Source organism: Streptomyces sp. NPDC020917 (assembly GCF_044333795.1).
Lineage (GTDB): Bacteria > Actinomycetota > Actinomycetes > Streptomycetales > Streptomycetaceae > Actinacidiphila.
On record NZ_JBIRRR010000022.1, the window covers coordinates 17,656 to 40,795 of the forward strand.

Genomic DNA, 23,140 nt, shown 5'->3' on the forward strand with positions numbered 1-23,140 from the left:
GGAAGATGCCGGAGTTCATCAGCCTCAACGGGCCGGACAACGTGGGGAAGACCACGCAGTTACGGCAGTTGGCCGGGCGCTGGACGGGATTCCAGCTGCTGGGCGCCGTGCACGAGCATGACCCCGGTCCATGGGAGCGTGCGTCGGAGGCCGGCGACTACGCGACCTGGTGGTTCGAGAAGTCCACGACCGTAGAGCTGACCAGCATGCTGATCAGCGGCCACGCGAAACGCGCAACCGCCCGCACACCCGGCCGCACGGGCCTCCTCGACCGCGGCCTGCCCATGCTGATGGCGGTGGCCGCTGCGACCAGTGTCGTCAAGGAGGGCCTGTCCGCGCGCGAGGCCCTGTGGACCGTCCGGGAGATCGCGGCGCCCGTCCCGGCCCCGCAGGAGACCTCGGTGCTCCTCATCCCGTCGCTGCACCCTGAACGCAGCTACGCCATCACCAGCGTGCGCGAGGGCCGTGCGTGGACCGGGATCTACCCCAGGTACCAGCGAGTGCTGCACGAGATCCTGCTGCGCCAGGCCGAAGAGGGCACGTATGCCCTGGTCGTGGACTGCGAAGACCGCAGCCTGGATGAGGTCCACGGGTGCATCGTTGACGGCATTGCGCTGCCTCTGCCGACTCCGCCGCTCGGGATGGAGGATGACCGATGACGACCATCGCCCCGAGCCCTCCGCCGCTGCTGCTCCCCCCGGGCTTCTCCCGGGCAGCCGCGACGTTGACGGAGAAGGACCTGCGCCGTCTCGACGACGCGATCACCCGCCTCCACACGGTCAACGCCCGCCTGTGGAGAACCGAGGACCAGGTAAGGGCCACGAACCTGCCGGCCGAGCGGGTCGCGGACTTCAAGCGCGAGATCGACCAGCTCAACGCCGAGCGCAACGCTCTCGCCGAGCGGGCGGACGAGGTCCTCGGCCCGCTGGCCGGCAACGCGCACGCCGATGCACCGCTGCACACCGAAACCCTGGCCTCCGTACTGGACCGCCTCTCCGTCCTGACCCTGCGCATACAAGATCCGCAAGTGGCGATCTTCGCCGAACCTCATTCGGCAGGAAGAGGCCGTGGGTTCAAATCCCGCCACCCCGACGGTATAGCAGCAGGTCAGGGCCCTGATCCTTCCGAGGATCAGGGCCCTGAGTCGTTCCCGGGGGCGTCTTGGGAGCCATTTGGGAGCCAACCTCAACATCCGGCTCCCCAGCGGGAGCGGTCCGGCTCGGCGGAACGCCTGAGACGGCCCCCACGACGGCGCTACGGTCGCCTCCACGGACTGCCGACCCGGGGGGGGCGCCACATGCAGGAAAGATCAGCGGAACAGGGCTTGGGGGCCGTGACGACGTCGGGAACTCTCATCGCCGGCGAAGTCTCACTGCCCGAGGTCATGTCCCGACTCCAGCAGGCCCGCCCGGTCTTCCACTCCGAAGCGGACCTCCAGCACAGCTTTGCGCGCGTGCTGTGGGAGCTGGCCCCCAAGATCCAGTCCAGGCTGGAGGTCCGCCAGAACGCCCCGGAAGCCACCGGCGCCGAGTACCTCGATCTGCTGTGCATCGGACCGTCAGCCCGCACGGCCATCGAGTTCAAGTACTTCACGACGCAGTGGACCGGAACCGCCGGCCAACCCCCGGAGGAGTACGCGCTGAAGTCCCACGCCGCCACCGACCTGGCGCGCTTAGGCTTTGTCTCCGACATCGCCCGCCTGGAGCGCTTCGGCAACCCCAACCAGAACGGCCTGGCCCTCCTCATCACCAACGGAGTCGGCCTGTGGACCCCGCCGAAGCAGAACGACACCCGAGACCGCGACTTCCGCCTCCACGAGGGACGTACCCTCACAGGCCAACTCCTCTGGGGCGGCGGCTACCCAGACAACACGCGAACCCTGTGCGGCTCGTACTCCCTCACCTGGCAGCCGTACGCGCTGCAAGACGGGCGTTGGGGCGAGTTCCGCTACCTCGCCATCTTCACCGATCCGCAGCCCAGCCAGAGCTGACGGTGCGCTTTGGCATCATGCCCGTATGGACTTCGAGCTTCCGCATACCCGGCCGAGCCCCTCAGCCAGGCGTACCCGGAACTCTGACGCCGCTACCTGATGGTCGTCTTCGACGGCCTGCGCCCCGAGGGCGCCCACCCCCTCCCGCACCCACCGCCCCCGTTACAGCCGTATTAGGCCAAGGCCGCAGCAAGCCCGACACCCCCTCCGCTGGCCAGCCCCCGCGGATCGCGACGGCCACCCGTTCGTGCTGGCGACGAAAGCTTCGAGCCTGTCGCGCTTGAGGTAGAGGTCCCAGCAGTTGTCCGCGAGGCCGGCCGGGCCGAGGGACTCCGGCAGGATGCTCGGATCCCACTGCTCGGCGACAAACTTGGCCGCGTCGCTGATTGCCGGAGGGTGCACACCGCAGCGAGGTTGCGCCCGTTGAGCTTCTTTCGCTCCCTCGCAGGTAGCCGGTTTCAGCCCCTTGTCCCTGCCCATCCCATAAGCTGTTCTGTTCGCCGTCCGCTGGGGGAGCGGACTCCGGAAGATCCCATGCCACAAGACGAGGAACCAACCAGAGGGGTAAAGGGGTGGACGGCATCGCGCGGCGTGCTCGGGTGCAAAGGATGCATACCGAGGCGCAGAAGTGGGCTGACGCACTGATCGACTTAGGCCCGTACAACACACTGTTGCATTTCAGGGACACCAAGAGCACCACCGTCGACATCACTGACTGCCCCCAGGAGGCCCTGGGCCGCGTCGTGGCCGGCGGCAAGGTCCGCCTGGCATCCCTCTTTCCTGACTCTGTGGACCACAGCACCGCGTGTGCTCGGGCACGCGGGTTGCGCCGGAAGGTCGTAGAACTGGACGAGGAGCAGGGCGTGGAGGCGGGGCGTCTGGCCCATGGCCTACTCAACATCGCTGTTCCGACGACCAGGGGCGTTGTGCCCGTGCCGCCGCTTCGCGCCCCGCTCCTCCTGCAGCCGTTGACGATCTTGCCGCGCACCGTGGCTGAGAACGACTTCGTACTGCAGACAGGTGGCGAGGTCGAGATCAATCCCGTCCTGCTCTACGCTCTCGACCGGCAGTACGGGATGGACGGCAACGCGGAAGATCTAGCCGCGAAGGCGGCCAACGCGTTGGAAGAATGCGTTGTTCCAGGCGACCGCTTGGGAACCGTATACGAGCTGTTCGAGCAGGCACTCCGCCGAAGCAGGCTGACCGTCACGCTGGAGAACCGACTCGTCGCAGGCGTTTTCAACTTCGACCGGCTGCCCATGGTCAACGACCTCCGCAACTCAGCCGAACTGCTCGCTGAGCACCCGGTCATCGCCGCACTGGCCGGTGAGGAGGAAGCAACCCGGTCTCTCGAGGCCCCCAGCGGCGGTCGTGAACCTGTCGGCGCGGATGAGATCCACCCCCGCTCGGAGTACCTCGTCCATGACGCGGATTCCTCCCAGCAACGGGCTATCAGTGCTGCGCTGGCCGGAGAGCACCTGGTCGTAGAAGGACCTCCTGGAACAGGCAAGAGCCAGACCATCGCCAACCTCATCGCGGCGTTCTCTGCCCAGGGGCGCAAGGTGCTGTTCGTCGCGGAGAAGCGCGCTGCCATCGAGGCGGTGACCGACCGGCTGGCCCGAGTGGAACTGAGCGGTCTTGTTTTCGACCTCCATGCGAGCAAGCTGAACCGGCGCCAGATTGCGCAGCAGCTACAGGAGAGCTTGGAGCGTGCCGGCCAGGAACAGAAACCGCGCTTGGGGGACCTGCATCATCGACTCGATTACTTCAGACAACGGTCGGGAGTCCACATTCAGGAGTACCACCAGCCCCACAGCCCGTGGCAGGTGAGCGCCTACGACGCGTTGACTGCCTTGCCCGGCTGTCCGCCGGCGCACCACACCCGTCGACGGATACGCGGCCACGCCTTGCAGAGTATGGATCGCACCGCCTTGGAGCGCGCTGAGCGGGACCTTCGGAGATTCGTCTCCACCGATGGGCTGCAAATCCGCCGTGGCGAGTCACCATGGGCGCGCACCGCAGCGCGGGACATCGACGAACTGAGACCGGCGCTGGACGGCTTGGATGTGCTGACTGGTGCGGTGTTCTATGACACCCGCCGCGAGATGGACGAGCTCATAGTCACGGCAGGGCTACGGCCTCCTGCAGGCATAGCCGGGTGGCAGGAAGTCCTGAGCCTTGTGCAGGCAGTCGCAGCGACTCTCGAGCAGTTTCAGGAGGGTGTATACGGACCGCTCTTGCCTGATCTCATCGCGGCGACGGCCGATCGCGCGTGGCGGCGCAGCAACAACGCGAAGCTGGGATGGACCCGTCGGCGCCCACTGCTCAAGGTGGCGCGCTCTCTCCGACGCGACGGATTACGGGATCGTCGGGCGCTTCATCAGTCGCTCTCCGGTGCCTGGGCACACAGTCAACACTGGAAGGCCCTTGCAGCTACGGCGGACGCCACACCTGCGGCCGTACCGGGGTTGGCAGATGCCATGCAGCATTTCAGCCTCGTCCGCGAACGTCTCCTCGCGGTGGCGATGTGTGCACGGCTGGAGGGCTGGGAGACCAAGCCGACTCAAGAGGTCGCCGACGAGATCGAAAACCTGGACAACGACCGGCAGACGCTGCTCCATATGCCCGAGCACAACCAGCTCACCGACCGTCTGCAAGCCGCGGGCCTCGGTCCACTGCTCGACGACCTTGCGCGCCTGAACGCTGATCCCGACACAGCCGTGGGCACGCTGCACTTTCTCTGGTGGGCGTCGGTTCTCGACGAGATCACACTCAAGTCCTCCTACATCCGCGGGTTCAACGCACGTGAGCACGAGCACAATGTCGCCGAATTTCGGCGGAGTGACAGCGAGCATCTGGCCGCTAACGCTCAACGTGTCCGTTATCAGGTGGCCACCCGGCTACGGCAGGTCCGTGACGTGAAGAAGGACCAGAACGCGCTCGTACGCAGCCAGGCAAACCGCAAGACACGCCACCTATCGCTGCGCAAACTACTCGAAAGCGCCCCGGACGTCCTGCTTGCGGCAAAGCCCTGCTGGGCGATGTCGCCGTTGGTCGTCAGCCGCGTCCTACCAGCTCGCCGGCTGTTCGACGTGGTGATCTTCGACGAGGCGAGCCAGGTCCTGCCGCACGACGCCATCGCGTCGATCATGCGCGCGCAGCAGGTCATCGTTGCGGGCGACCCTCATCAGCTGCCTCCCACGTTCTTCTTCACTCGACAGCACAGCGGTGCTGTTGACCAGAACGACGCGAGTGAGGAGGAAGAACTCGTCGATGTCCCACCCGACGCCTTCGAGTCGCTGCTGGACATGCTCAGTAGCAAGCTCCCGCAAGTTCATCGGTTGCGCTGGCACTACCGGAGCACCGACGAGCGCTTGATCGCGTTCTCGAATCACCATATCTACGACGACGACCTGGTCACGTTTCCAGGAACGACGGTCGAGAGTCCGGTCCGTCTTGTCTCGGTGAACGGTCACGCGGAGCCCGGTCAAGCAGGTTCGGCCCCAGAGGAAGTCCAGCGTGTCGTAGAGCTGGTTCTTGAACATGCAACCGTCCGTCCGAACAAGAGCCTGGGCGTGATCACCATGGGCCAACGCCACGGCGACCGCATTGAAGCCGCCCTGCGCAGCGCACTGAGCGACCGCCCGGAACTCTCGGAATTTTTCAGTCCGGAGGCAGGTCCAGGGAAGCGATTCTTCGTCAAGAATCTCGAGCGCGTCCAGGGTGACGAACGCGACGCCATCATCCTGAGCATCGGGTACGCCAAGGCCGCCAGCGGTCGGCTCAACATGTCCTTCGGGCCGCTGATCAATGAAGGCGGTGAGCGGCGACTGAACGTCGCCGTCTCGCGAGCCAGAGAGTCCATGACCCTCGTCAGTTCATTCACCCATCAGGACTTCGATCCAGAGCGACTCAGGGCAACCAAGCACCGGGGACCGGGTTTGCTGCGCGATTTCATCGAGTACTGTGCCAACCGCGGAGACCTGGGGCGCACGAGCACACTGCATGCGGAATACAAGCTGAATCCGTTTGAGCAGCAAGTATTCGACGTACTGGAAGCGCAAGGCATCCCGGTGACGCCCCAATTGGGCGTGGGTGAGTATCGAATTGACTTCGCTCTCGGGCATCCCGAACGTCCGAGTCAGATGCTTCTTGCCGTGGAGACGGACGGCGACCGCTACCATCGAGCACCCAGTGCCCGTGACCGGGACCGGCTGCGTCAAGCTCATCTCGAGCGCCTCGGGTGGCGCTTCCACCGCATTTGGGCCGCCGACTGGTTCCGTAACCCAGCCCACGAAACTGCAAGGCTGGTAGAGGAGTGGAAGAGCGCTGTACAGGACGTTCAGCGAACCCCGGCCCTATCAGAACCACAAGCACCGTCACCGCCTGCCTCCGAAGACCAGAGTGAGGCTCGGCGCAGGCCACGCCCGGCGGTCGTGGCGGGCATGCGCATCATTGAGTACTCCGACAGGGACCTGACCGCCGTCGCTTCCTGGATTCTAAGCGACGGCTTCCAACTCGACCGCGATGCGCGCGTAGCGGAGGCCATGGCCGAGCTGGGCTTCAAGAAGCGCGGCAAGGTCATCGTCGATCGCCTGGAGCGAGCTTTTGATCGTGCTCAGCAGATCTCTGACAAGGAGAATCTGGGATGACGCGGACACTCGACCCGATGACGGTGGAACGCCTCGCCCGCCTCATCGTCGACATTGATGGTCCGTTCGAGCGTCGTGGCTACCAACTTGCCCAGCTCTTGGAGCGAGTCGATTGGCCGGGCAGGGAGGAGTACGACGGCTCACCTCGAGTCGCCTGGCTGACCACCGTGATCAGGGAAGGTACCGACGACTTCGCTGCTGTAAGCAGGCTGCTCTGCCGTGTCTGCGACCCGCTCGAATACGACGACGGACTGCCCTCGGCGGACGTCATGCGCAAAGAACTAAACCTTGTGCTCGCCTCGGAACAACTGGCGGTCATCTACGTTGCCGGCCGCCCGGTCCTCAGCAAAGTCACGGCCGACGGCAGTTCGACGGTCTTCAACGTTCCCGACGACCTCGAATCACGCATCCGTCAGCTCGTCAGCAGCGAGGCTTTCCTAGCCCAGTTGATGACTCGAGTGAAGGAAGCGCGCATCTGCGAGGAGCACGGCGCCTACGGCCTGGCCCTGATCGGTATTGGCAGTTTCACGGAGGCCATGCTGCTTGACGTTCTCACACATCGGGATCCGAGCCTCCTGCAAGGCATCCCCGTGCCCAACACCACAAAGACCTCGCCCCCCGAGCGTGCCAGCTTCTCGCTGCTACTGGACACTGCCAGGAACCGCGGGTGGATACAGATGGATGCTCACGACTTCATGAGCATCGTGCGGGAATACCGGAACTTCGTACACCTGCGCGCACAGCAGAAGCGGGGCGTGGATCCCGACCGAGACACTGTGGGGCTCTGCTGGGGTCCGGTCCTCGCCGTCATCAATGACTTGGAGGCCAGTAAGCAGTAGGCCCCGCGCATTCGAGTACTCAGCGACCCTTCGCCCAACATGGGCGAAGGGCAAAGCTGTTCGGCGGGGACCATCGACTGCTTGCTCCTGGGCGGCCAGCTCGGCTGCGGGTCCGCCACGCCCGTGGTGGACCCCACTGCGGGGCGGGGCCTCTCTCTGTTCTGTTCGCCGAGTGTGGATTGCCTGCCAGACCCGACTTACCGCAGGGCCATTCGCCGCTGTAGTCGTCGGCCGCGACGAGGAGAGTCAGCAACTGCCGCGCCTCGTCGATGGCGATCTCGTGGAAGTCCAGGTGCACTCCGCCCCAGTCATGGAAGCACGTGCGGCCGAGATCGCGGAGGCGGTAGAGACCGCTGGCCGAGTTCACCACGGTGAACAGCGCCATATCGATTACGTCCCCCAGAGAGTCCGGAAGGTCGCCGTGCTGGCACGCCCAGCGCCGCAGCGTCTGCGTGGCACGTTGCAACTGAGAGGCTGGTACCCGTCCGGGCTGACCAAGCGAAGCCAGTAGGGGCCGTGGCGGGTGCCGTCCGGGGCGACGCCGCCGCCCGCGTAGTCATCGCGGAACTGTTCGTGGGCGATGACCACTGCCAGCAGTTCCCCGTCTTTGCCGCCTTGCCGAAAGCGGAAGGACTTCAGGTCGACCCACCGAAAGCCGTGGGTGCTGCCCTCAGGGCCAACATGGTCCCGGAAGTTCACGAAGGTCGGGCCCACGAAATCCATCTCGATCACTGAAGTACGCTACCCCGAGGGCGGCTTGGCGGCCGACGGCGGCTTCACGGAACCCCGACCAGACCGGGTGCCACCGAATCTACGTCCTTCGGTGGCACCGGCCGTGCCCAGCGACTTGTTCCTACCGGCTCCCCTCCCGTGCACGCAGCAACCGATCGAGCGTGTCCACCGGTGAGGTGGGATGCATGCTCAGCCGGGCGTCGAGCGCGGCCTCCCACTGCGCGGTGAGGCCGGCCATCAGCCGCTGACGCATGGCCGGCGTGACGTGGGCGTACCGCGCCGAGACCGAGCCGTCGAACTGGCCCATGCGGTCGTCCATGAGGACCTTCTCCGTGCCCAGGTCCTCCATCACCGTCCGGTGGGTGTGCCGCAGGCCGTGCGGGGTGAGCCCCTTGGCGACCGGCGCCCAGCAAGCATCGGCGCGCGCCCCTGGGAGTTGCGTCCCCGCACCGGGATGCCGGGCAACGGCTCGCCGACGAGCGGCACAGGTCGGGATCCGCCGCTCGCCGGATACCGTCCCGAGACGGCCGGGGCGAACAGCCACGTGGCGAAGCTGCTGCGGCGCCAGTGCGGGGTGTGCCCGACGATGGTGCCGCCACGTACGAAGCCAAGGTCGGCGATGGCCTTCTCCACGCGGGTACGGGTGGCCTCGGTGACCCGGTCGGGGTGTTGAGGACGTTGGAGACAGTGCCGGCGGACGTACCGGCCCGCCGGGCGACGTCGACGAGCTTCGCGCCATCGTGGCCTCCGGTCGTTGCCGCCCGCTGGCCTCGGAAGACGTACGTCTTGCCGTGGCAGGAGCACGGGGTCGGCTTGGTCTGGGCGATGCGGTCGGCCAGCAGGGCCGTCAGCCAGGGCGGCAGGTCGATGGTGCGGTAGCTGTCGTCCTTGGGCCGGCAGCGCACCATTTCACCGTCGTCGAGCCTGTACAGCTGCCACTCGACGCGTATGGCGCCGGGGCGTACGAAGCCGGTCTCCAAGCCGACGACTTCGCCCCAGCGCATGCCGGTGAAGGCCATGAGGATCACGGCGACGAACTCGTCGTCTCGTCCGGACAGGAGGGCGGCTCGCTCGGCGATGAGCAGGGCGCCGAGCGGATCGGTGATGATCTTCTCCGGTCCGCGGTTAGGGGAGCGGCCGGCGCGCTTGCCCCGCCCGCGCCGTGTCGTGGCCGGGTTGGCCTCGATGAGGCCTTCGTCGACGGCGTCGGCCAGGATGAGGTGGAGCACCGCCCGCCAAGTCTTCACGCTGGTGGCGGCGTACTGCGCTTTCTCCTTCTTCTCCCACAGCGCGACGTCGGTCCGCAGGATGCCGCCGAGTGCCTTGTCCTCGAAGTCGGGGAGCAGGTGCTCCTCGATGTGGCGCCGGTAGTTCTGCATGGTCGATGCGGCAAGGTCCTGGGCGGCGTACCACCGGCTGGCATACTCGCCGAACGTCTCCTGGCCGAGTCCCGGATCTCGCCACTTGCCGCGCCGAAACGCGAACTCGGCCTCGTCCGCTGCACGCTTCGCCTCCCGCTTGGTCGGGAACTTGACCACCGCACCTGCCGCGTCGACGACGGCGCCGTGCTTGCCTGATGCGGTCTTGAACCGGCCGCGCCAGTAGCTTCCCCGCTTCTCCGCGAAACCCATGGTTCCTCCTCTCCAGTGTCGCTCTACGCGGCCGTATCGAACTGGTCGCGGCGTAGCCGACGGGGAGGACGCGCGCGAAGGCGTTCTACCTGGGCGGGATGGGCAGCCCTGGACACGGGTGCCCGGGGAACCGGCCTCTGAGCGGCCACGTCGGGCGTCGGCATCGGTGTCGGGCGCTCCTCGTTGAGGCGGATGATCTCGGCGAGGTGCTCTGCGGTGAAGCGGTACGCGCGGCCGACCCGTGTGAAGGGGATGAGGCGTCGGCGGGCGCGGTCCTGGACCCACCAGGCGGAACAGCCGAGGACGTCGGCTATCTCCTCGGGTCGGTAGAGCCGGGGCACCGTGGCCTCACGGTGGGGGCGTTCAGGCATGGGCGGTCGCTCCCTCCGCGCGGGCGCGGGCAGGGAGGTCGCGGGCATGGTGGGGTGACGCACGGGGTGTCCACTTCTGGCGGCGTGGGGAGCGGCAACTCCGTGGGCTCGCCGGTGTGGTGCTCAGGGATGGGCGGTGCGGTGCGGGGGCTTCGAGGCGGGGCTATTCGGTGTCCTTCTGGTTGGGGCTGGGGCGGTTGCGCAGTTGGTCGGGCTGGGGCAGGCCGGTGAGTTCTTCGGCGACGGCGACGGACGCGGCGGCTTCGGCTTCTTCGCGGACGTCGGGGTGTTCGTCGAGGTAGGCGTCGAGAGCGTCGCGGGCCTGGGCGGCGGCAAGGTTGGCCATGTGGGAGGCGCGGTAGGCGCGTCTGATGTCCTCGACCAGCTCCATCGCGCGGGCATGGGCGGCGAGCCTCGGGGGGCCGACGAGGTTGGCCAGGGAGATGCCGAAGACCTCGGCGAAGCCGAGGGCGTCATCGACAGTGACCCGGCGCTGGCCGTTCTCGATCCGCCAGACCGCGGAGGGGTTCATCTCGTAGCCGGCGGCGTTGAGGCGGTCAGACAGGGCGTTGGTGCTCCAACCGCGGGAGTCCCGTTCGAGCTTGATGCGCACCGCGATGTTCTCCTCGCTGGCGAGCTGGTTGACGCCGGCCCGGAGCCCCAGCGGCCCATCTCCCGGAAGGAGGTGGGGAACCGCACGTCGGACAGCAGCCGCGCGGCGCGCAGCTCGTCCGCCCACGCCGCCACGGTCCGCGCGGTCTCGGCGAACGCTGCGGGGTCGGGCAGGGCGATCCGCAGGCGCAGGTGGTGGTCGGGGTCGCGGAAGCGGACGAACCACCACGGCGGGCCGTCGAGGCGTTTCAGCAGGTCCGGGATGTGCCGGGCCAGCAGCTCGTCCTGGCGGCGACGGTCGCCGTACAGGGTGGCCAGTAGCAGAGTGGAGACGCCCGGGGTCTGGGTCTGCTCGGTGGACAGGGCGCGGGCGGGCGTCGGCGTCGGCAGGAGCGGCCATGCCGGCGGGCGGGTTGCTTTGAGCGGCACGACGACCTCGTGTGCCCGGCCCCCGCACCACCCGTAGGCGTCGGCGGCCGGTGCTTCGGCCAGCACGTGAGATCCGGTGTGCTCAAGGTGCAAGCGCAGCAGACGGCGGTGCGCACCGCGGTCGAGGTCGAGGAGCAGGCGGCGGTCGTCCTCGATGAGCTCGACGCGGGCCGGCATGCGGCGCCGGTCCCGCCACTGCTGCAGGGTGTCTGTCCAGTCGGTGTCGTCGTGGCCGGGCAGTTCTGCAGCGTCCAGCCGCCACCGGGCTGGCGCGAGGATCGTGCGCCCGTAGCGGACCCGCGGCAGGAACGGCAGCGCGCTGGCGGCACCCCAATCGAAGGCGATGACCTGCGCGCACTGCGCGCGGGACAGTTCGGTCAGGAACCGCACCAGCGGCGGGGTGTGCTCCTGCAGGTTCAGTGCGTGCATCCCGGCCGGCTCGATGCGCAGTCCGTGCCGGGGCGCGGCCAGATACATGCGGCGGCCGTCGCAGGCAACGGCCAGGTCGTCGGGGCCGAGCACGCCGGCGGTGGTGGGGCGGTGCTCCCCGACGCTGATCAGGATGGGCAGGACCCGCGGGGTACGGGTGACGTGGGCGCTGGAGGCCAGCAGCGGCGGGAACGAGAGCTGGGCTGCCACGGTGCGTGGGTCGGCGGTCGGCAGGTCTGCCAGCTCTGCCGTCAGTCGCTCGCGGTCGTCTGGTGCGAGGACGGGCAGGAACCGGCCGGTGGTGACGCCCACACCACGGGAGACGCTGGCCACCTCCAGGCGGAACCGTCCCCGGGCCAACTCCTCGGTGCTGGTCGCGTGTACGCGGAGGCCGATCTCGATGTGCGGCGGGACGCGGGGCGTGTCCGGGCCCAGGTCGAGGGCTGCGATCACATCGTCGGTGAGCACGATCTCGTCGCGGCCATCGAGGACGGCGGCCTGGGCCAGCCGCAGCAGCGTGTCGTGCCGCTCGTTCAGGCGGGACCGGCGAACGCCAGGCTCGCCCGGGTACCCGTCGGGTAAGCCGGTGCCGCTGTCGGCGACGACTTCGGCCAGCGGCACCATCGTGCCGATGCCGTACCGCTCGTAGAAGCGGCGCTGGTACGCCTTCCACGCCTCCGTGCCGTACGGCAGGGCGCTGACCCGGGCCAGGACGCCGGCGGCACGCTCGATCTCTCGAACCACGCCTTCGGGCAGCTCCACGTCGGCGTCCAGGCGCAGGTCCAGGGCCAGCGGGTGGCGGCGCAGGTTCGGCACCAGGCCGCGCATCCGGGCCGTAGCGCGTTCCCGGCCGTCCGCGGCGCCGCAGTCGCCCAAGGCCCGGTGCACGGCCTGCAGGTGACTGCTGACGTGGGCGGCACCGATCGCCTCCAACTGCCCCAGCAGGTAGGCCAGCGCGTCCGTCTCGGTGCTCGGCGCGCGCAGGTTCGTGATCAGTACCTCGTTGCGGATCAACTCCCCCACCAGGCGCTGGGCCCGCGCGACGTCGGCGGCCGGGAACTCGGCGGCCAGCTTCTCGGCCAGCAGCCCGGCGCCGATCGGCTCCCTGGCCGCCTCCACCACCAACTGCACCGGCCCGGTCAGAGCCAGGGACGCCTCGACTGCTCGCTGGCGCGTGCCGTCGACGTCCGAGCGGTAGGGCACCACCAGGCGGTCACCGCGCCGGGCAGCTGTGTTGTTGAGCACCACCTGCAGGCGGTCGACCAGCTCGGGCGCGGACTCCAGCTGCTCGATCACCCTCGCCAGCCACTTCGCGCTGGCCCGGCCGATGGCGGTGTGGCCGGTACCCCAGCGGGCGGCTGCCTTGGTCCCGAGAGTTGCGGTGGTCACGCCTGCGAAGAGGCCGAACGGGGTGGCCCGCTGTTCGGCACGTAACGCGTAGCGGGCGACGGAGGAGACTGCGCGGCGCGCGTCACGAGCGGGCGGCGAGGTGGCGGCGCACAGGGCTTCCACCTGGGAGGCCAGGGCAGGGCTGGCGTGCGACAGGGCCTCGGCGATGTCCGTCCGGGACCAGGTGTCGCGCAGCCACGCGAGGCGGTCTTCCGCACCCTGGGGTGAAGTGTCATCGAGGTCCGGGCACGGGGGCAGGGCAAGGTCCGGGCGCGCCACCGCGCGTACGAGCGCGGTGCGGCCGGCACGGAACGCGGTGCTCGAAGCCATCCGATCCTCCTGTTTCAGCCGGCGGCCGGTGCCCTTGGGCAGGGCACCGGCCTGGGGTGCGCGCCTTGGGTCAGGCCGCGTTGGTGACGCAGGCCCCGCAGCTGGAGCCGCAGCCGTCGTCGGTCAGGTTGACCAGCCCGGCGGTGTCGCCGACCTCGACCAGGGACACGTCCAGGTCGAAGGTGTCCGGCGCGGCCAGGGCGGCCGTCGGGGCCGCACTGGTGATGTGCGTGATGTTGGGGCTCATGCCAACTCCTCGTGTGGACTCGTGTGGAAGGGAATGGTGCTGCCCGGCCCGAGGTGCCATGCCCGCAACGGGGAGGTGCTGGCTGCTTGTCTCGGGCCGGGGCCTTGCGCCGCCCTGACGCGCCGGGCTCACGGCATCCGGCGCGCCGGGGCGGCAGTCTGTGGTCTCAGCGGGGTGTGAGCAGGACCGCGAACGCCCCAGCGAGGATGAGGGTGGGGATGGCCAGTCGGCTGGCCAAGCGACGCCGGATGCCGGACTTCTTGCGGCCGTGGGTGTGCCTGCCGTGCGGGACTTGGTGGATGGGCCGCGCTGGCGCGCGGTATCCCCCCTCGGCAACGGGCAGGCCCTGCACGAACACCTCGTACCTGGCCTGGTCGTCACTGAGGAGGAGGGTCACCGGCCGGCCGTCTCGCAGTCGGTAGTACGCAGACTGCTGCGCCCGGGAGGGTCATCCAGCCAGGCCCTGGCTGTCCTCTCCGCGGGGCCGTCGAGCTGCACAGCGGTCTCCCACACACGTCGGCGGATCCACTCCTGTGCCGCCTCCGGCGTGCGCGCTGTGCAGCTGGCTAACCAGTAGCGGCGCCGGTATCCGTCGCGCTCGAACGCGGTGTGGTTGCCGCGGTACTCCAGGCGTGGAGGTGCGTGGCGTGCACTCCAGGCGGTAGCGGTTCCTGTCGTCATGGGCGGCTCTTTCCGACGGTCGCCCACACGGTCTTGCCGGTCGGCTCACGGTCGCGGGTGCCGAAGTCGGCCGCTGCCGCCCGCACCAGCATCAGGCCGCGCCCGCTCTCCGCGTCGCTCGCCGCGGTCCCGGCCCGGGGGCGCTCGCGGCTGGGGTCGGAGACCTCCAGCAGCAGTTCGGGGCCCTCGTCGGTGATGCACACAAACACCATGTGCGCGGGGTCGTCGTAGTGGCAGTGCCGGATCGCGTTCGTCAGCAGCTCGCTGGTGATCAACACCGCGGTGTCCACCGCGTCTTCGGGTACGCCCCAGCCGGTCAGAGCCCGGCTCACCTGGTGGCGTGCGATGCGCACGGCCTTCGGACGCGGGGTGAACCACATGCTCCACGTCCGACGAGCGGCTGGCGATGTCCAACGGCTCGACGTACCTGCTCCTGGGCGACGGTCCCAACGCCGAGGCCGCAGCACAACGGGCCCTGCAGCTCATCGAGCGCCGCCCCGCCGCCCAGCAGTCCCCGCCCGTGCTCGGCGGTGCCGCAGCCAACCACGCCGCGGCCCGCCTGCTGAGCGGCGATCTCGACGGGGCCGAAGATGCCCTGCACCGGGTGTGGACCATCCCCGCACAACAGCGCGTCCACGGGCTGCTGGAGCGCACCGCCAGTGTCCGCCACGCCTTGACCGCCCGGCAGTTCCAGGGCTCGGCGACAGAGCAGCGGCGCTGGGCGAACGCCTGGAGGACTTCCACCGGGCCTCGGCGCAGCGCGCACTGGGCCCGGACAACCGGCCGGCCCTGGAAGGGTGAGCGGCCTCTGCTGAGCCCGTTACCGAGCACAGCCAAAACGCGGGCCTCCCGCTCGGGAGCCATGCCGTGCTCGGCCCAACGCGGGTGGTCAACCGGCCGCCCGTCAGCCCGGAGCCACGCCCAGGTGTCCGACACCGTCTCCACGAGCGGACGGCACGTCAGCCCCGCCGCGTAGGCGCCGGAGGCATCGATCCGCCAGACGCCCGCGTGAGTGCGCCATAGCGGCAGCTCCGTCCACTGCCGCACGCCCTGGTCGACGAGGAACGCGTCGGGCGCCCACACCAGTTCGCCCCCACTGCCGGTGACCTCCAGGCACGCGCCGAGGAAACCGCCCATCGTCTCGCGGCCCACGGGAGCAGTCACGTTGTACGTCCGGCCGGTCGGCGCTTCGGCCTGGTCGACGGCGAACCGTGCGACGTCACGGACGTCCACGGGCTGGATGGTGCGGGCAGGATCGCCCGGCACCAGGATCCGGCCGCCGGCCTCCGCGCGCCGCAGCCACCACGGCAGCCGCCCCACATACTCCCCTGGCCGAGGATGACGCCCGGCCGCAGCACCACCGAGCGATCCTTGAACACCTCCAGGACGGGGTTCTCCGCCCCGGCCTTCTGCGTGCCGTAGTGCGTGTTCGGGCCGTCGGCGCCGGGCGGCATCGCCCCGTACTCAGGGCCGGCGTCGGCCGGGCACGGCAGCACCGGAGACGACTCGGTCAAGGCCTTGCCAGCCCTGGTACACCGACACCGTCGACACGTACACGTACCGTCCGGTGGCCCCTGCCAGCGCCTGCGTGCCCTCCAGGACCACCTTCGGCGGCATCTCCGAGGCGGAGGTGCCCACGACGGCGTCCCACGGGCCGAGCTCGGCCAGGTACGCCAGGCTCGCCGGATCGGACCGGTCTCCGTGAACGGCGGTCACACCGTCGGGATCCGGCGCAGACCGGCCCCGGTTGAAGGTGGTGACGTCCCATCCGCGCCGCTTCGCCTCCTCGACGACTTCCCGCCCGAGAAACCAACTGCCGCCCAGCACCAGGAGCTTCATGGAGACGATCCTCCCTGGTGGAGGCTGTAGGCCGCCACCACCCCACGGCTTCCGGGGTGCGCGATGGTGGCACGGGGAGCCCTGCCCTGTGCCTGAGATCGCGGGCTGAAACGGGAGTGGCCGAGCGTGTAAGTGGTGGCGGCGAAATGACAGCGTGCCTGGGCGACCAGGCAAGTCCCGGGCTGCGTCATCTCCGGCGCACCTGAACGGCGGAGATGTCCGGAGCAGGGAAGCACCCGCGGCGGTCGCCGGCAGCGCCTGGTGGGTCACATCCGTCCCACCGCACGCAGCTTGGTCGTTCACCCATGACTAGTGCGACCTAGCCTCTATCATCGAAGATACGGATCGTAGAGCTCGGTAGGTTGCACGGCCTCGCTCGCCGTCGAGGGGGTCGCAAGGACCTAGATCAAACGCTGGTCACTCGAAGGGGGATCCCTGATGGAAAGGGTAGAGCCGGACGACGCTTTGGACCTCGCAGCATCTTCAGTCCCGTCGCTGGAGATAGAAAGTGTCGCCCTGAGGCGTCTGATTGAAGAGGTCCGGACGAGTGAACCGATAATGTCCGGTAATTACAACCGGACCCACAACCGCCACAACCGCTAGAGGTTGGGGTTGGCCCTGAATCGGGACATTGATACCGTACTGGTCAAGACGGCTAGTCGGTGCAACCTGGACTGCAGCTACTGCTACGTCTACAACCTCGGTGACGAGGGATGGAAGAGTCAACCTCGCCGTATGACAGATGCGGTGATGGGTGCTGTCATTGATCAGTTGGGCGCGCTCAGTCAGTCGCAGTCGCATCCGCTGAGCGTGGTACTGCACGGGGGCGAGCCCCTCTTGCTTGGACTCGGTGCCACAGAGCGTTTCATCAGAGGTCTCAAGTCGAGCCTGCGCGCAGATGCGGGTTTGCATGTCCAGACCAACGGCGTGCTGTTAACCAACGAGTTCATTGACGTTTTCGATCGCTTTGACGTGGGGATCTCGATCAGCCTTGATGGTCCGGCTGAATTGCATGATCGAAATCGCCTGGATCGACACGGCGACGGTTCTCACGAGCGCGTGGTGGCTGGCGTTGCTCGACTCGTTGCACACTCGGCGCGCGATCGGTTGTTCAGCGGATTGCTCGCGGTTGTCGATCCAACGTCAGAGCCTGCTGAGGTGTATGAATTCCTGAAGGCCACCGGGGCGCCGTCATTTGACTTCCTCTATCGGGACGGAAATCACGACGTCCTTCCTCCGGGGAAGAGCCAGAGGGACTCGACCGAATACGGCGACTGGATGGTGCGCCTGCTCGACCACTATCTCGCCGACTTGACCCCGCCTCGAATACGCGTACTCGATGACCTCATCCGTCTCATCCTTGGCGGCCAAGGTCGCAAGGAAGGTATCGGGCAAGACGAGTACGGAATTCTTGTCATCGACACCGACGGACGTATCACGCGCAACGATACGCTGAAAGTGGCTTTCCCAGGCGCTGATCGCTTCTCGTTTGAGCCCTCAATCGTCAACCGAGATCTCCTTGGCCAGCTCGCCGACACAGAATTCGACGATTACTTCAGCCTTCAGCATCCGACGTCTCCGACCTGCGAAGCATGTCCCGAGCTGACGGTCTGCGGCGGAGGAATGCCTGCGCATCGTTGGTCTACCAAGAACGGCTACTCCAACCCGACCGTCTTCTGCAGCGACCAGCTTAGACTGATCTCGGCTGTCAGGGGCCGTCTCGCCATCATCGCCGCCCAGGGACATGACCGCCAGGAGGGATCGCCGTGACAACCAACTCTCCGCCTGAACAAGGCACATTGCAGGCAAACGGCACCGCAGGTTGGCCGCGGCCAGATTTGGGTAGCCGCGAGCTGGCCGAAACTCCGTTTCGATACGCGACGTTGACTAAGTGCCTCACGCCGCGGATCGGCGAGCACCTGCTCGAATGGTTTGAGCGCGACGCGCCGTGGATCGCGAAGCGGACCGACTTCTACGAGCAGTACGAGTTCAGTTGCTGGGATAGTGCGTCGCCGGCAGCTTCCTACCTGACCAGACGCGACGTCCTCGATTCCGTCGGCATCGCGATGACAGGTATGTTCGGATGCGAATTCGAGCCGGACGTCAGTGTCGTGTGCCACAAGCTCGTACGTGGACATCGGATCGCCATACACAATGACTATCTCGTCGGAGAAGAAACGCACCGACTGACCATCCAGCTGAACCGTGGCCTCGCTGACACCGATGGCGGCTTTCTGATGCTCTTCAGCTCTGGCGATCCCGCCGATGTTCACCGTGTGCTCCGTCCTCAACATCTGAGCGCACTTGCGTTTGAAATCTCGCCCGATTCATTTCACGCGGTTTCCGAAATGCATGGAGGAGCTCGATACACGGTCATTTACTCGCTCCGAGCTCGACGTGACTAGCTCCCTCAGCCTGCGCTTGAGCGAGGAGAATCTGCTTTGGTTGCCTGGCCTGACGGTCGAGCTAATAGCGGAGTTCATATCACGCAATCGAGTCGAGCCAAGTCTCGTCGAAACGTATGGGACGTCACGTTGGTTGGCTGGCAACGCGAAGCCGCCCGCGCCCGACGGCGGTAACATCCGGCTTGGGGCTCACGTTGCGAAGATTGAGTATTTGTCGAGTGAGACAGCGATGGAATTCGAGGGTCTGCGCTTTCCTTCCAGTCGTGATCCGCAAACCCCTGAGCGAATCCAAGCGGCGGCTGATGTACTTACATGTATCCCGAGCATGGCTGAGAGTATCGGCTCAGTCGTGAAGGCGATTCACCCGATTCGATCCATGCGGGATCATGACGTTAGCCACAGCACGCCCGGGCTGCCATTCTCGATCTTTGTCTCGATTCCGGAAAAGGACGAGCGGGATGCCTTGCTAAGGGTAGCCGAGTCTATCATCCATGAGTCGATGCACCTTCAACTCACTCTTGTAGACTCAATCGAGCCGCTGGCCATGGATGATCGTTCAACTGGCTACTCTCCATGGAAGAATGAAGATCGGCCCGTCACCGGACTCCTGCATGGCCTCTACGTCTTTGCTGTCATCCACCAGGCGCTCGGAATACTGATTAACGTACGCCGCGAGTGGCGCCCGTACTGTCGGAAACGCAGCAGCGAGATCAAACGTGAGATCGCTACGCTCCCGGAGCCGCCGGAAGGACTCTCGCAAATCGGCATCGATTTGTGGCGTCGTTGCCTTCTAAGCATTGCAGCTTGAGCAAAGCGATCGAAGACCAACTACCGGTTATTGCGCTGGCTGATGCGAGCCGAATCTGGGCGGATTATTTGATATCGACGAAGCGGAAGGCCATATCGACCTTGGAGAGAACTCCGCCAGGCAGGAGCCAGCCTGCACCCGCGGCCTTCACCCGGTGACAGCGGCCCGCCATCACGTCGTTTGCGTGAGCTGAAGCCGCACGGGCTCCGCCAGGGTGGCAAGCGCGCCCTCGAAATCGGCGAGACGCGCTGCGACCGTGGCGATTGCGAGACGTTCGGGCAAGGCGGCCGAGAACTTGAGGCCGCGGACGGCGCGGTGGTCCACGTCGGGAAGCACCAGACGTGCTGACGTCCCGTCGCGCGCGGCGCTCCACATCGCCGGCGTGAGGTCTTCGCGTAGGCGTACCCAGCCGTCCGTCGGCCGCTGGACCGGGTCGGTGACCGCGGCGAAGCTGGCGACGAGGGTGGCGTTGGCCCGGTAGCCGGCCCACGTCCACCAGCGCACGTCGTTGCCGACCCGGGTCACCAGGGTTCCGCCGGGGTGGACGGTGCCAGGTGCGTCGATTTCACGCTGTTGTGCCAGATTGGCCGCGGCGCGCCGGGTCAGCGCAACAGGTGGATCCGTGCCGAGCAGCACCTCCCGCATGGCACGTGTGAGCGTGTACGACAGCCCGGAGATGCCGCCGTTCATCCACTTGGCGACGCCGCCGCTGTCGGCTGGCTCGACGAAGACCCGTTTGCGGAGCCAGTCGATGAAGGTGACCTGCCAACTGCGTCCGCCCAGCAGGAGGCGTCGTGGTCCTGGGCGTTCCTCGGTGAGGATGCTGGGGTCCATGCGGCCGATCTCGGCGCGTCCGGAGAGCACGGTGAACTGCGGTGGCGCGGTGAACGACGCGGTCAGTTCGATGAAGTGTCTTTTGCCGAAGCGGCGTTCGGCCTCGGGGCCGACGAACAGCAGCCCGCCGTCATTGTCGAGGAAGCCCTCATCGACCAAGTGCCGGAGAATCGGGGCAGCGGATCGGTCGAAGGGCGCGAGGCCGTTCCACTGAACGTCCCACCTGTGGTCGCCGAGCGTGTGTTCTTGCAGGGTGACGGCGAGCAGTTGTTGCGCAACCAGGTGCCTTGGATCGGGTGGCGGGACCACGGGCTCCACCCAGCCGCGTCCCCAGAGCACGAGCAACGCAGCGGCCTGCAGGAGGCTGTCCTCGCGCGTCGTGAGGAAGAGGCAGTTGCGGACGGTGTCCGCTCGTCGGCCTGTGCGTCCGATGCGCTGGAGAAACGACGCGACGGTGGCGGGCGAGTCGATCTGGATGACACGGTCCAGGTCCCCGACGTCGATGCCCAGTTCGAGCGTTGAGGTTGCGATGATGACGCAGTCGCGCGCTTCGGCGAAAGCCTGCTCGGATCGCTTTCGTTCGTCGACCGAGAGTGATGCGTGGGAGAGGAAAACCGTCACGTCGCGTGCTCTGAGGGAGGCTCCGAGCTCCTCGACCTGTCGGCGCGACTCGCAGAAGACCAGCCGCTTCTCGCCCGGGTGCAGCGCTGAGATGAGTTTTGCAGCGTTGTCCAGAGACCCGACATAGTCGAGTTCCACGTCGCCCGACGGTCGCGGCCGCTTCGCCGCAGTGTCGTACGGCGCGCCGGCCGCGGCGGGGTCGGCGGGAACACGGCCGGTCTCGACACCTGGAGCGACGACCAGGCCAGGGCGCTTGCCTGCGCCTGCGCCCTGCAACCACGTCAGTAGATGGTCCGGGTTGCCGACCGTCGCCGACAGTCCGATCCGCTGAACAGGTCGGCCCGTCACGCGTTCCAGACGTTCCAGGACCGCGAGCATGTGCCAGCCGCGGTCGTCGCCGGCGAAAGCGTGTACCTCGTCGACGACAACCGCCCTTACGGCGCTCAGCAGGCGAGCATGATCGGTCTTGACCCCGATGAGCATCGCTTCGAGCGACTCCGGCGTGGTGAGCAGTACATCCGGCGGCTCGCTGCGGATGCGCTGCCGCTGCGACTCCTTGGTGTCGCCGTGCCACAGGGCCGCACGGCGCCCCAGCCACTGGGCGTAGGAGTCGAGGCGGGCAACGAGGTTGTTGAGCAGCGCTTTGAGCGGGCACAGGTAAAGCACCGAAGTACCGGACCACCCCTGGGCCGCCATCGCGGACAGAAGCGGGAACGCGGCGGCCTCCGTCTTACCTCCGGCAGTCGGGGCCAGCAGCACCGCGTCCGTGCCGTCCAGGATCGGTACGACCGCAGCACGTTGGAGCGGGCGCAGGTCGGGCCAGCCGAGTGTGTTGACGATGTGGTGCAGCACAACCGGGTCGAGGCGGTCCACGGCCTCGGGCCCTGCATCGTCGGGCGGATTCACAGTTCCAGCTCGACGTCGTCGGCCGAAGCCGTTCCGGAAGCCACCGAGGCCGCCAGGTTCCTTTCGACGTCCGTGAGTTCATTCGTGGCGACCGTCAGCTTGTAATGCTGCCGAGGGTCGAAGTCGTCGAACTGGTCAACTCGGTCGAGGACATCCCCCACGAGTTTCTTCAGGAACAGCCGGGGGGCCACCCCGACCTTCCCGCCGAGAGCCCCGCCGACCGCCCGAGCCAGATCTGCGATATAGGAGTCGTCCACGACGTCGCCGATGCGCTGCGGTGATTGTGCCCCCGTCGCGAACAGGTCCCGGATGGTGACGCCGAGGCCGACCAGCGACTCCTGAGTGAAACCTGGGAGCCTGACCTGCACCGCGCGGGGATTGTCGAACCGCGGATCGGTGGTGAAGTCAGTGGCCAGGCGCTGCGCGAGAGGTGCGAGTCGCTGCACGCCCTGCTGGCCGTCGTAGAAGGCCGGAGTTCCGGTGATCACCAGGTAGAGCCCGGGGAAGCGCCCGGAGTGCACCTCGTCGATGAGCTGTCGAAGCGCGTTGAGCGCCTTGTCGCGGGCGTCGGAGCGCACCCGCTGAAGAGTCTCGACCTCGTCGAGCACGACGAAGAGGCCCGCGTGCCCGGAGTCGCGCAGGACAGTGAGCAGTCCCTGGAGGAATCCGAGGGCCCCGAAGTGGTCCAGGTCTCCGCGGACTCCGGCTGCCCGGCGGGCGGCAGCAGCGACGAGCGGCTGGCCGCCGAGCCAGGACAGCACCGCCGCCGCGGTGGCTTCGTCGCCTTCGGCTAGTGCGGCCCGGTAGCCGCGCAGCGCGGCGGCGAAGGAGGGCGCGTGGCGGGAGACTTCGGCGAGCCGTGCCAGCAGGAGCTTTTCGACCTCGGCCGGCAGGGTGTCCTCTGTCGCGCCCGCCGCCAGGGCGTCCTCCTCCAGCGCGTAGAACCACGCATCCACGACCGGCCGCAGCGCGCTCGGCGGGAAGCTGGACGTGGTGAGCCGCTCCGTGAGGCGCCGGTAGACGGTCTCGACCTTGTGCAGCGGCGTCTCGGTCTCCGAGATCTGAATCTCGGCTACCGCGAAGTTGCGGCGCTTGGCACGCTCGCCCAGCCATCGGGTGAAGAAGGTCTTGCCGGAGCCGTACTCTCCCCGCACAGCCTTGAATACCGACGCTCCGGACGCCACGGAGTCCAGCTCGGCGTCGAGTGCGGACTCGAACCGGTCGAGACCGGTAGCGAGTAGGTCGAGGCCGCTCTCAGGGACGGCGCCGCGCCGCAGGGCGTCGATGACGGTACGGCGACGTGCGGCGCTGACCTGAGTAGGGCGGCTGGAACCGGAGGCACTCACGTTCGCCAGTCTCCCATCTGCGTCACCGTCGCTGTGGCCGAGCGCACGG

18 protein-coding genes and 1 pseudogene are annotated in these 23,140 nt (G+C 67.4%); 8 read left to right on the forward strand and 11 right to left on the reverse strand.

Going from position 1 to position 23,140, the window contains the following annotated elements; translation table 11 throughout:
* Positions 1-5: 5 nt before the first annotated feature.
* The 4 genes from ACH4TG_RS33590 to ACH4TG_RS33605 all read left to right on the forward strand — a co-directional run bounded on the left by ACH4TG_RS33590 (position 6) and on the right by ACH4TG_RS33605 (position 7,481).
* The gene (locus ACH4TG_RS33590; RefSeq protein ID WP_398246423.1) at positions 6-659 is read left to right on the forward strand and encodes a hypothetical protein; all 654 of its coding nucleotides are present in this window, start codon (positions 6-8) and stop codon (positions 657-659) included.
* Positions 656-1,990: a DUF4254 domain-containing protein gene (locus ACH4TG_RS33595; protein WP_398246424.1), complete on the forward strand. Its 1,335-nt coding sequence runs from the start codon at positions 656-658 to the stop codon at positions 1,988-1,990. Before ACH4TG_RS33590 ends, ACH4TG_RS33595 begins: the two co-directional genes overlap by 4 nt.
* A 572-nt stretch (positions 1,991-2,562) precedes the next feature.
* The gene (locus ACH4TG_RS33600) at positions 2,563-6,642 is read left to right on the forward strand and encodes an AAA domain-containing protein (protein ID WP_398246425.1); all 4,080 of its coding nucleotides are present in this window, start codon (positions 2,563-2,565) and stop codon (positions 6,640-6,642) included.
* Complete coding sequence (locus ACH4TG_RS33605) at positions 6,639-7,481, forward strand: hypothetical protein (RefSeq protein WP_398246426.1); 843 nt, start codon at positions 6,639-6,641, stop codon at positions 7,479-7,481. Before ACH4TG_RS33600 ends, ACH4TG_RS33605 begins: the two co-directional genes overlap by 4 nt.
* 390 nt (positions 7,482-7,871) lie before the next feature.
* Here the strand turns inward: ACH4TG_RS33605 and ACH4TG_RS33610 are convergent, their stop codons facing one another.
* From ACH4TG_RS33610 to ACH4TG_RS33650, 9 genes and pseudogenes are all read right to left on the reverse strand, one after another.
* Positions 7,872-8,213 carry a hypothetical protein gene (locus ACH4TG_RS33610; protein ID WP_398246427.1) on the reverse strand — a complete coding sequence of 114 codons (342 nt, stop codon included), beginning with the start codon at positions 8,211-8,213 and terminating at the stop codon, positions 7,872-7,874.
* 121 nt (positions 8,214-8,334) lie between these two features.
* A pseudogene (locus ACH4TG_RS33615) lies at positions 8,335-9,844 on the reverse strand (tyrosine-type recombinase/integrase).
* A gap of 23 nt (positions 9,845-9,867) precedes the next feature.
* Positions 9,868-10,215: a helix-turn-helix domain-containing protein gene (locus ACH4TG_RS33620; protein WP_398246428.1), complete on the reverse strand. Its 348-nt coding sequence runs from the start codon at positions 10,213-10,215 to the stop codon at positions 9,868-9,870.
* 163 nt (positions 10,216-10,378) lie between these two features.
* Positions 10,379-10,828: a helix-turn-helix domain-containing protein gene (locus ACH4TG_RS33625; protein WP_398246429.1), complete on the reverse strand. Its 450-nt coding sequence runs from the start codon at positions 10,826-10,828 to the stop codon at positions 10,379-10,381.
* A complete protein-coding gene (locus ACH4TG_RS33630) occupies positions 10,744-13,404 on the reverse strand; it encodes a lantibiotic dehydratase (RefSeq protein ID WP_398246430.1) in 2,661 nt (886 codons plus the stop codon). The genes ACH4TG_RS33625 and ACH4TG_RS33630 overlap by 85 nt, the downstream gene beginning before the upstream one ends.
* A gap of 70 nt (positions 13,405-13,474) precedes the next feature.
* A complete protein-coding gene (locus tag ACH4TG_RS33635; RefSeq protein WP_398246431.1) occupies positions 13,475-13,651 on the reverse strand; it encodes an FxLD family lanthipeptide in 177 nt (58 codons plus the stop codon).
* A 166-nt stretch (positions 13,652-13,817) separates the two neighbouring features.
* Positions 13,818-14,048 carry a hypothetical protein gene (locus ACH4TG_RS33640; protein WP_398246432.1) on the reverse strand — a complete coding sequence of 77 codons (231 nt, stop codon included), beginning with the start codon at positions 14,046-14,048 and terminating at the stop codon, positions 13,818-13,820.
* A 280-nt stretch (positions 14,049-14,328) separates the two neighbouring features.
* Entirely contained in the window at positions 14,329-14,712 is a 384-nt protein-coding gene (locus tag ACH4TG_RS33645) for an ATP-binding protein (RefSeq protein ID WP_398246433.1), read from the reverse strand.
* A gap of 1,084 nt (positions 14,713-15,796) precedes the next feature.
* Positions 15,797-16,171, reverse strand: a complete 375-nt coding sequence (locus tag ACH4TG_RS33650; RefSeq protein ID WP_398246434.1) for an NAD-dependent epimerase/dehydratase family protein — start codon at positions 16,169-16,171, stop codon at positions 15,797-15,799.
* A 438-nt stretch (positions 16,172-16,609) separates the two neighbouring features.
* Here ACH4TG_RS33650 and yhhA point away from each other — a divergent pair, with 438 nt between their 5' ends.
* Genes yhhA through ACH4TG_RS33670 form a run of 4 tightly spaced genes read left to right on the forward strand, consistent with a single transcriptional unit; the run spans position 16,610 to position 19,384 of the window.
* Entirely contained in the window at positions 16,610-16,774 is a 165-nt protein-coding gene (gene yhhA, locus ACH4TG_RS33655; protein WP_398246435.1) for a YhhA family cyclophane-containing RiPP, read from the forward strand.
* 9 nt (positions 16,775-16,783) lie between these two features.
* Positions 16,784-17,941 (forward strand): cyclophane-forming radical SAM/SPASM peptide maturase YhhB, encoded by a 1,158-nt coding sequence (yhhB, locus tag ACH4TG_RS33660; RefSeq protein WP_398246436.1) that lies wholly within the window; start codon positions 16,784-16,786, stop codon positions 17,939-17,941.
* Positions 17,938-18,576, forward strand: coding sequence for a cyclophane-containing peptide 2OG-Fe(II) oxygenase YhhC (gene yhhC, locus ACH4TG_RS33665; RefSeq protein ID WP_398246437.1), 639 nt, complete (start codon positions 17,938-17,940; stop codon positions 18,574-18,576). The genes yhhB and yhhC overlap by 4 nt, the downstream gene beginning before the upstream one ends.
* A 16-nt stretch (positions 18,577-18,592) precedes the next feature.
* Complete coding sequence (locus tag ACH4TG_RS33670) at positions 18,593-19,384, forward strand: aKG-HExxH-type peptide beta-hydroxylase (protein WP_398246438.1); 792 nt, start codon at positions 18,593-18,595, stop codon at positions 19,382-19,384.
* Positions 19,385-19,555: 171 nt separating this feature from the next.
* Here ACH4TG_RS33670 and ACH4TG_RS33675 read toward each other — a convergent pair whose 3' ends face one another.
* Positions 19,556-21,712, reverse strand: coding sequence for a DEAD/DEAH box helicase (locus ACH4TG_RS33675; protein ID WP_398246439.1), 2,157 nt, complete (start codon positions 21,710-21,712; stop codon positions 19,556-19,558).
* A gap of 29 nt (positions 21,713-21,741) precedes the next feature.
* Complete coding sequence (brxD, locus tag ACH4TG_RS33680; protein ID WP_398246440.1) at positions 21,742-23,091, reverse strand: BREX system ATP-binding protein BrxD; 1,350 nt, start codon at positions 23,089-23,091, stop codon at positions 21,742-21,744.
* Positions 23,092-23,140 lie beyond the last annotated feature (49 nt).

What these genes read in the sequence shown, in the direction of transcription:
- yhhA (WP_398246435.1), top strand. Translation starts at nt 16,610, where the DNA reads ATGGAAAGGGTAGAGCCGGACGACGCTTTGGACCTCGCAGCATCTTCA.
- ACH4TG_RS33620 (WP_398246428.1), bottom strand. Translation starts at nt 10,215, where the DNA reads ATGCCTGAACGCCCCCACCGTGAGGCCACGGTGCCCCGGCTCTACCGA.
- ACH4TG_RS33595 (WP_398246424.1), top strand. Translation starts at nt 656, where the DNA reads ATGACGACCATCGCCCCGAGCCCTCCGCCGCTGCTGCTCCCCCCGGGC.
- ACH4TG_RS33635 (WP_398246431.1), bottom strand. Translation starts at nt 13,651, where the DNA reads ATGAGCCCCAACATCACGCACATCACCAGTGCGGCCCCGACGGCCGCC.
- ACH4TG_RS33590 (WP_398246423.1), top strand. Translation starts at nt 6, where the DNA reads ATGCCGGAGTTCATCAGCCTCAACGGGCCGGACAACGTGGGGAAGACC.
- ACH4TG_RS33605 (WP_398246426.1), top strand. Translation starts at nt 6,639, where the DNA reads ATGACGCGGACACTCGACCCGATGACGGTGGAACGCCTCGCCCGCCTC.
- ACH4TG_RS33650 (WP_398246434.1), bottom strand. Translation starts at nt 16,171, where the DNA reads ATGAAGCTCCTGGTGCTGGGCGGCAGTTGGTTTCTCGGGCGGGAAGTC.
- ACH4TG_RS33630 (WP_398246430.1), bottom strand. Translation starts at nt 13,404, where the DNA reads ATGGCTTCGAGCACCGCGTTCCGTGCCGGCCGCACCGCGCTCGTACGC.
- ACH4TG_RS33645 (WP_398246433.1), bottom strand. Translation starts at nt 14,712, where the DNA reads ATGTGGTTCACCCCGCGTCCGAAGGCCGTGCGCATCGCACGCCACCAG.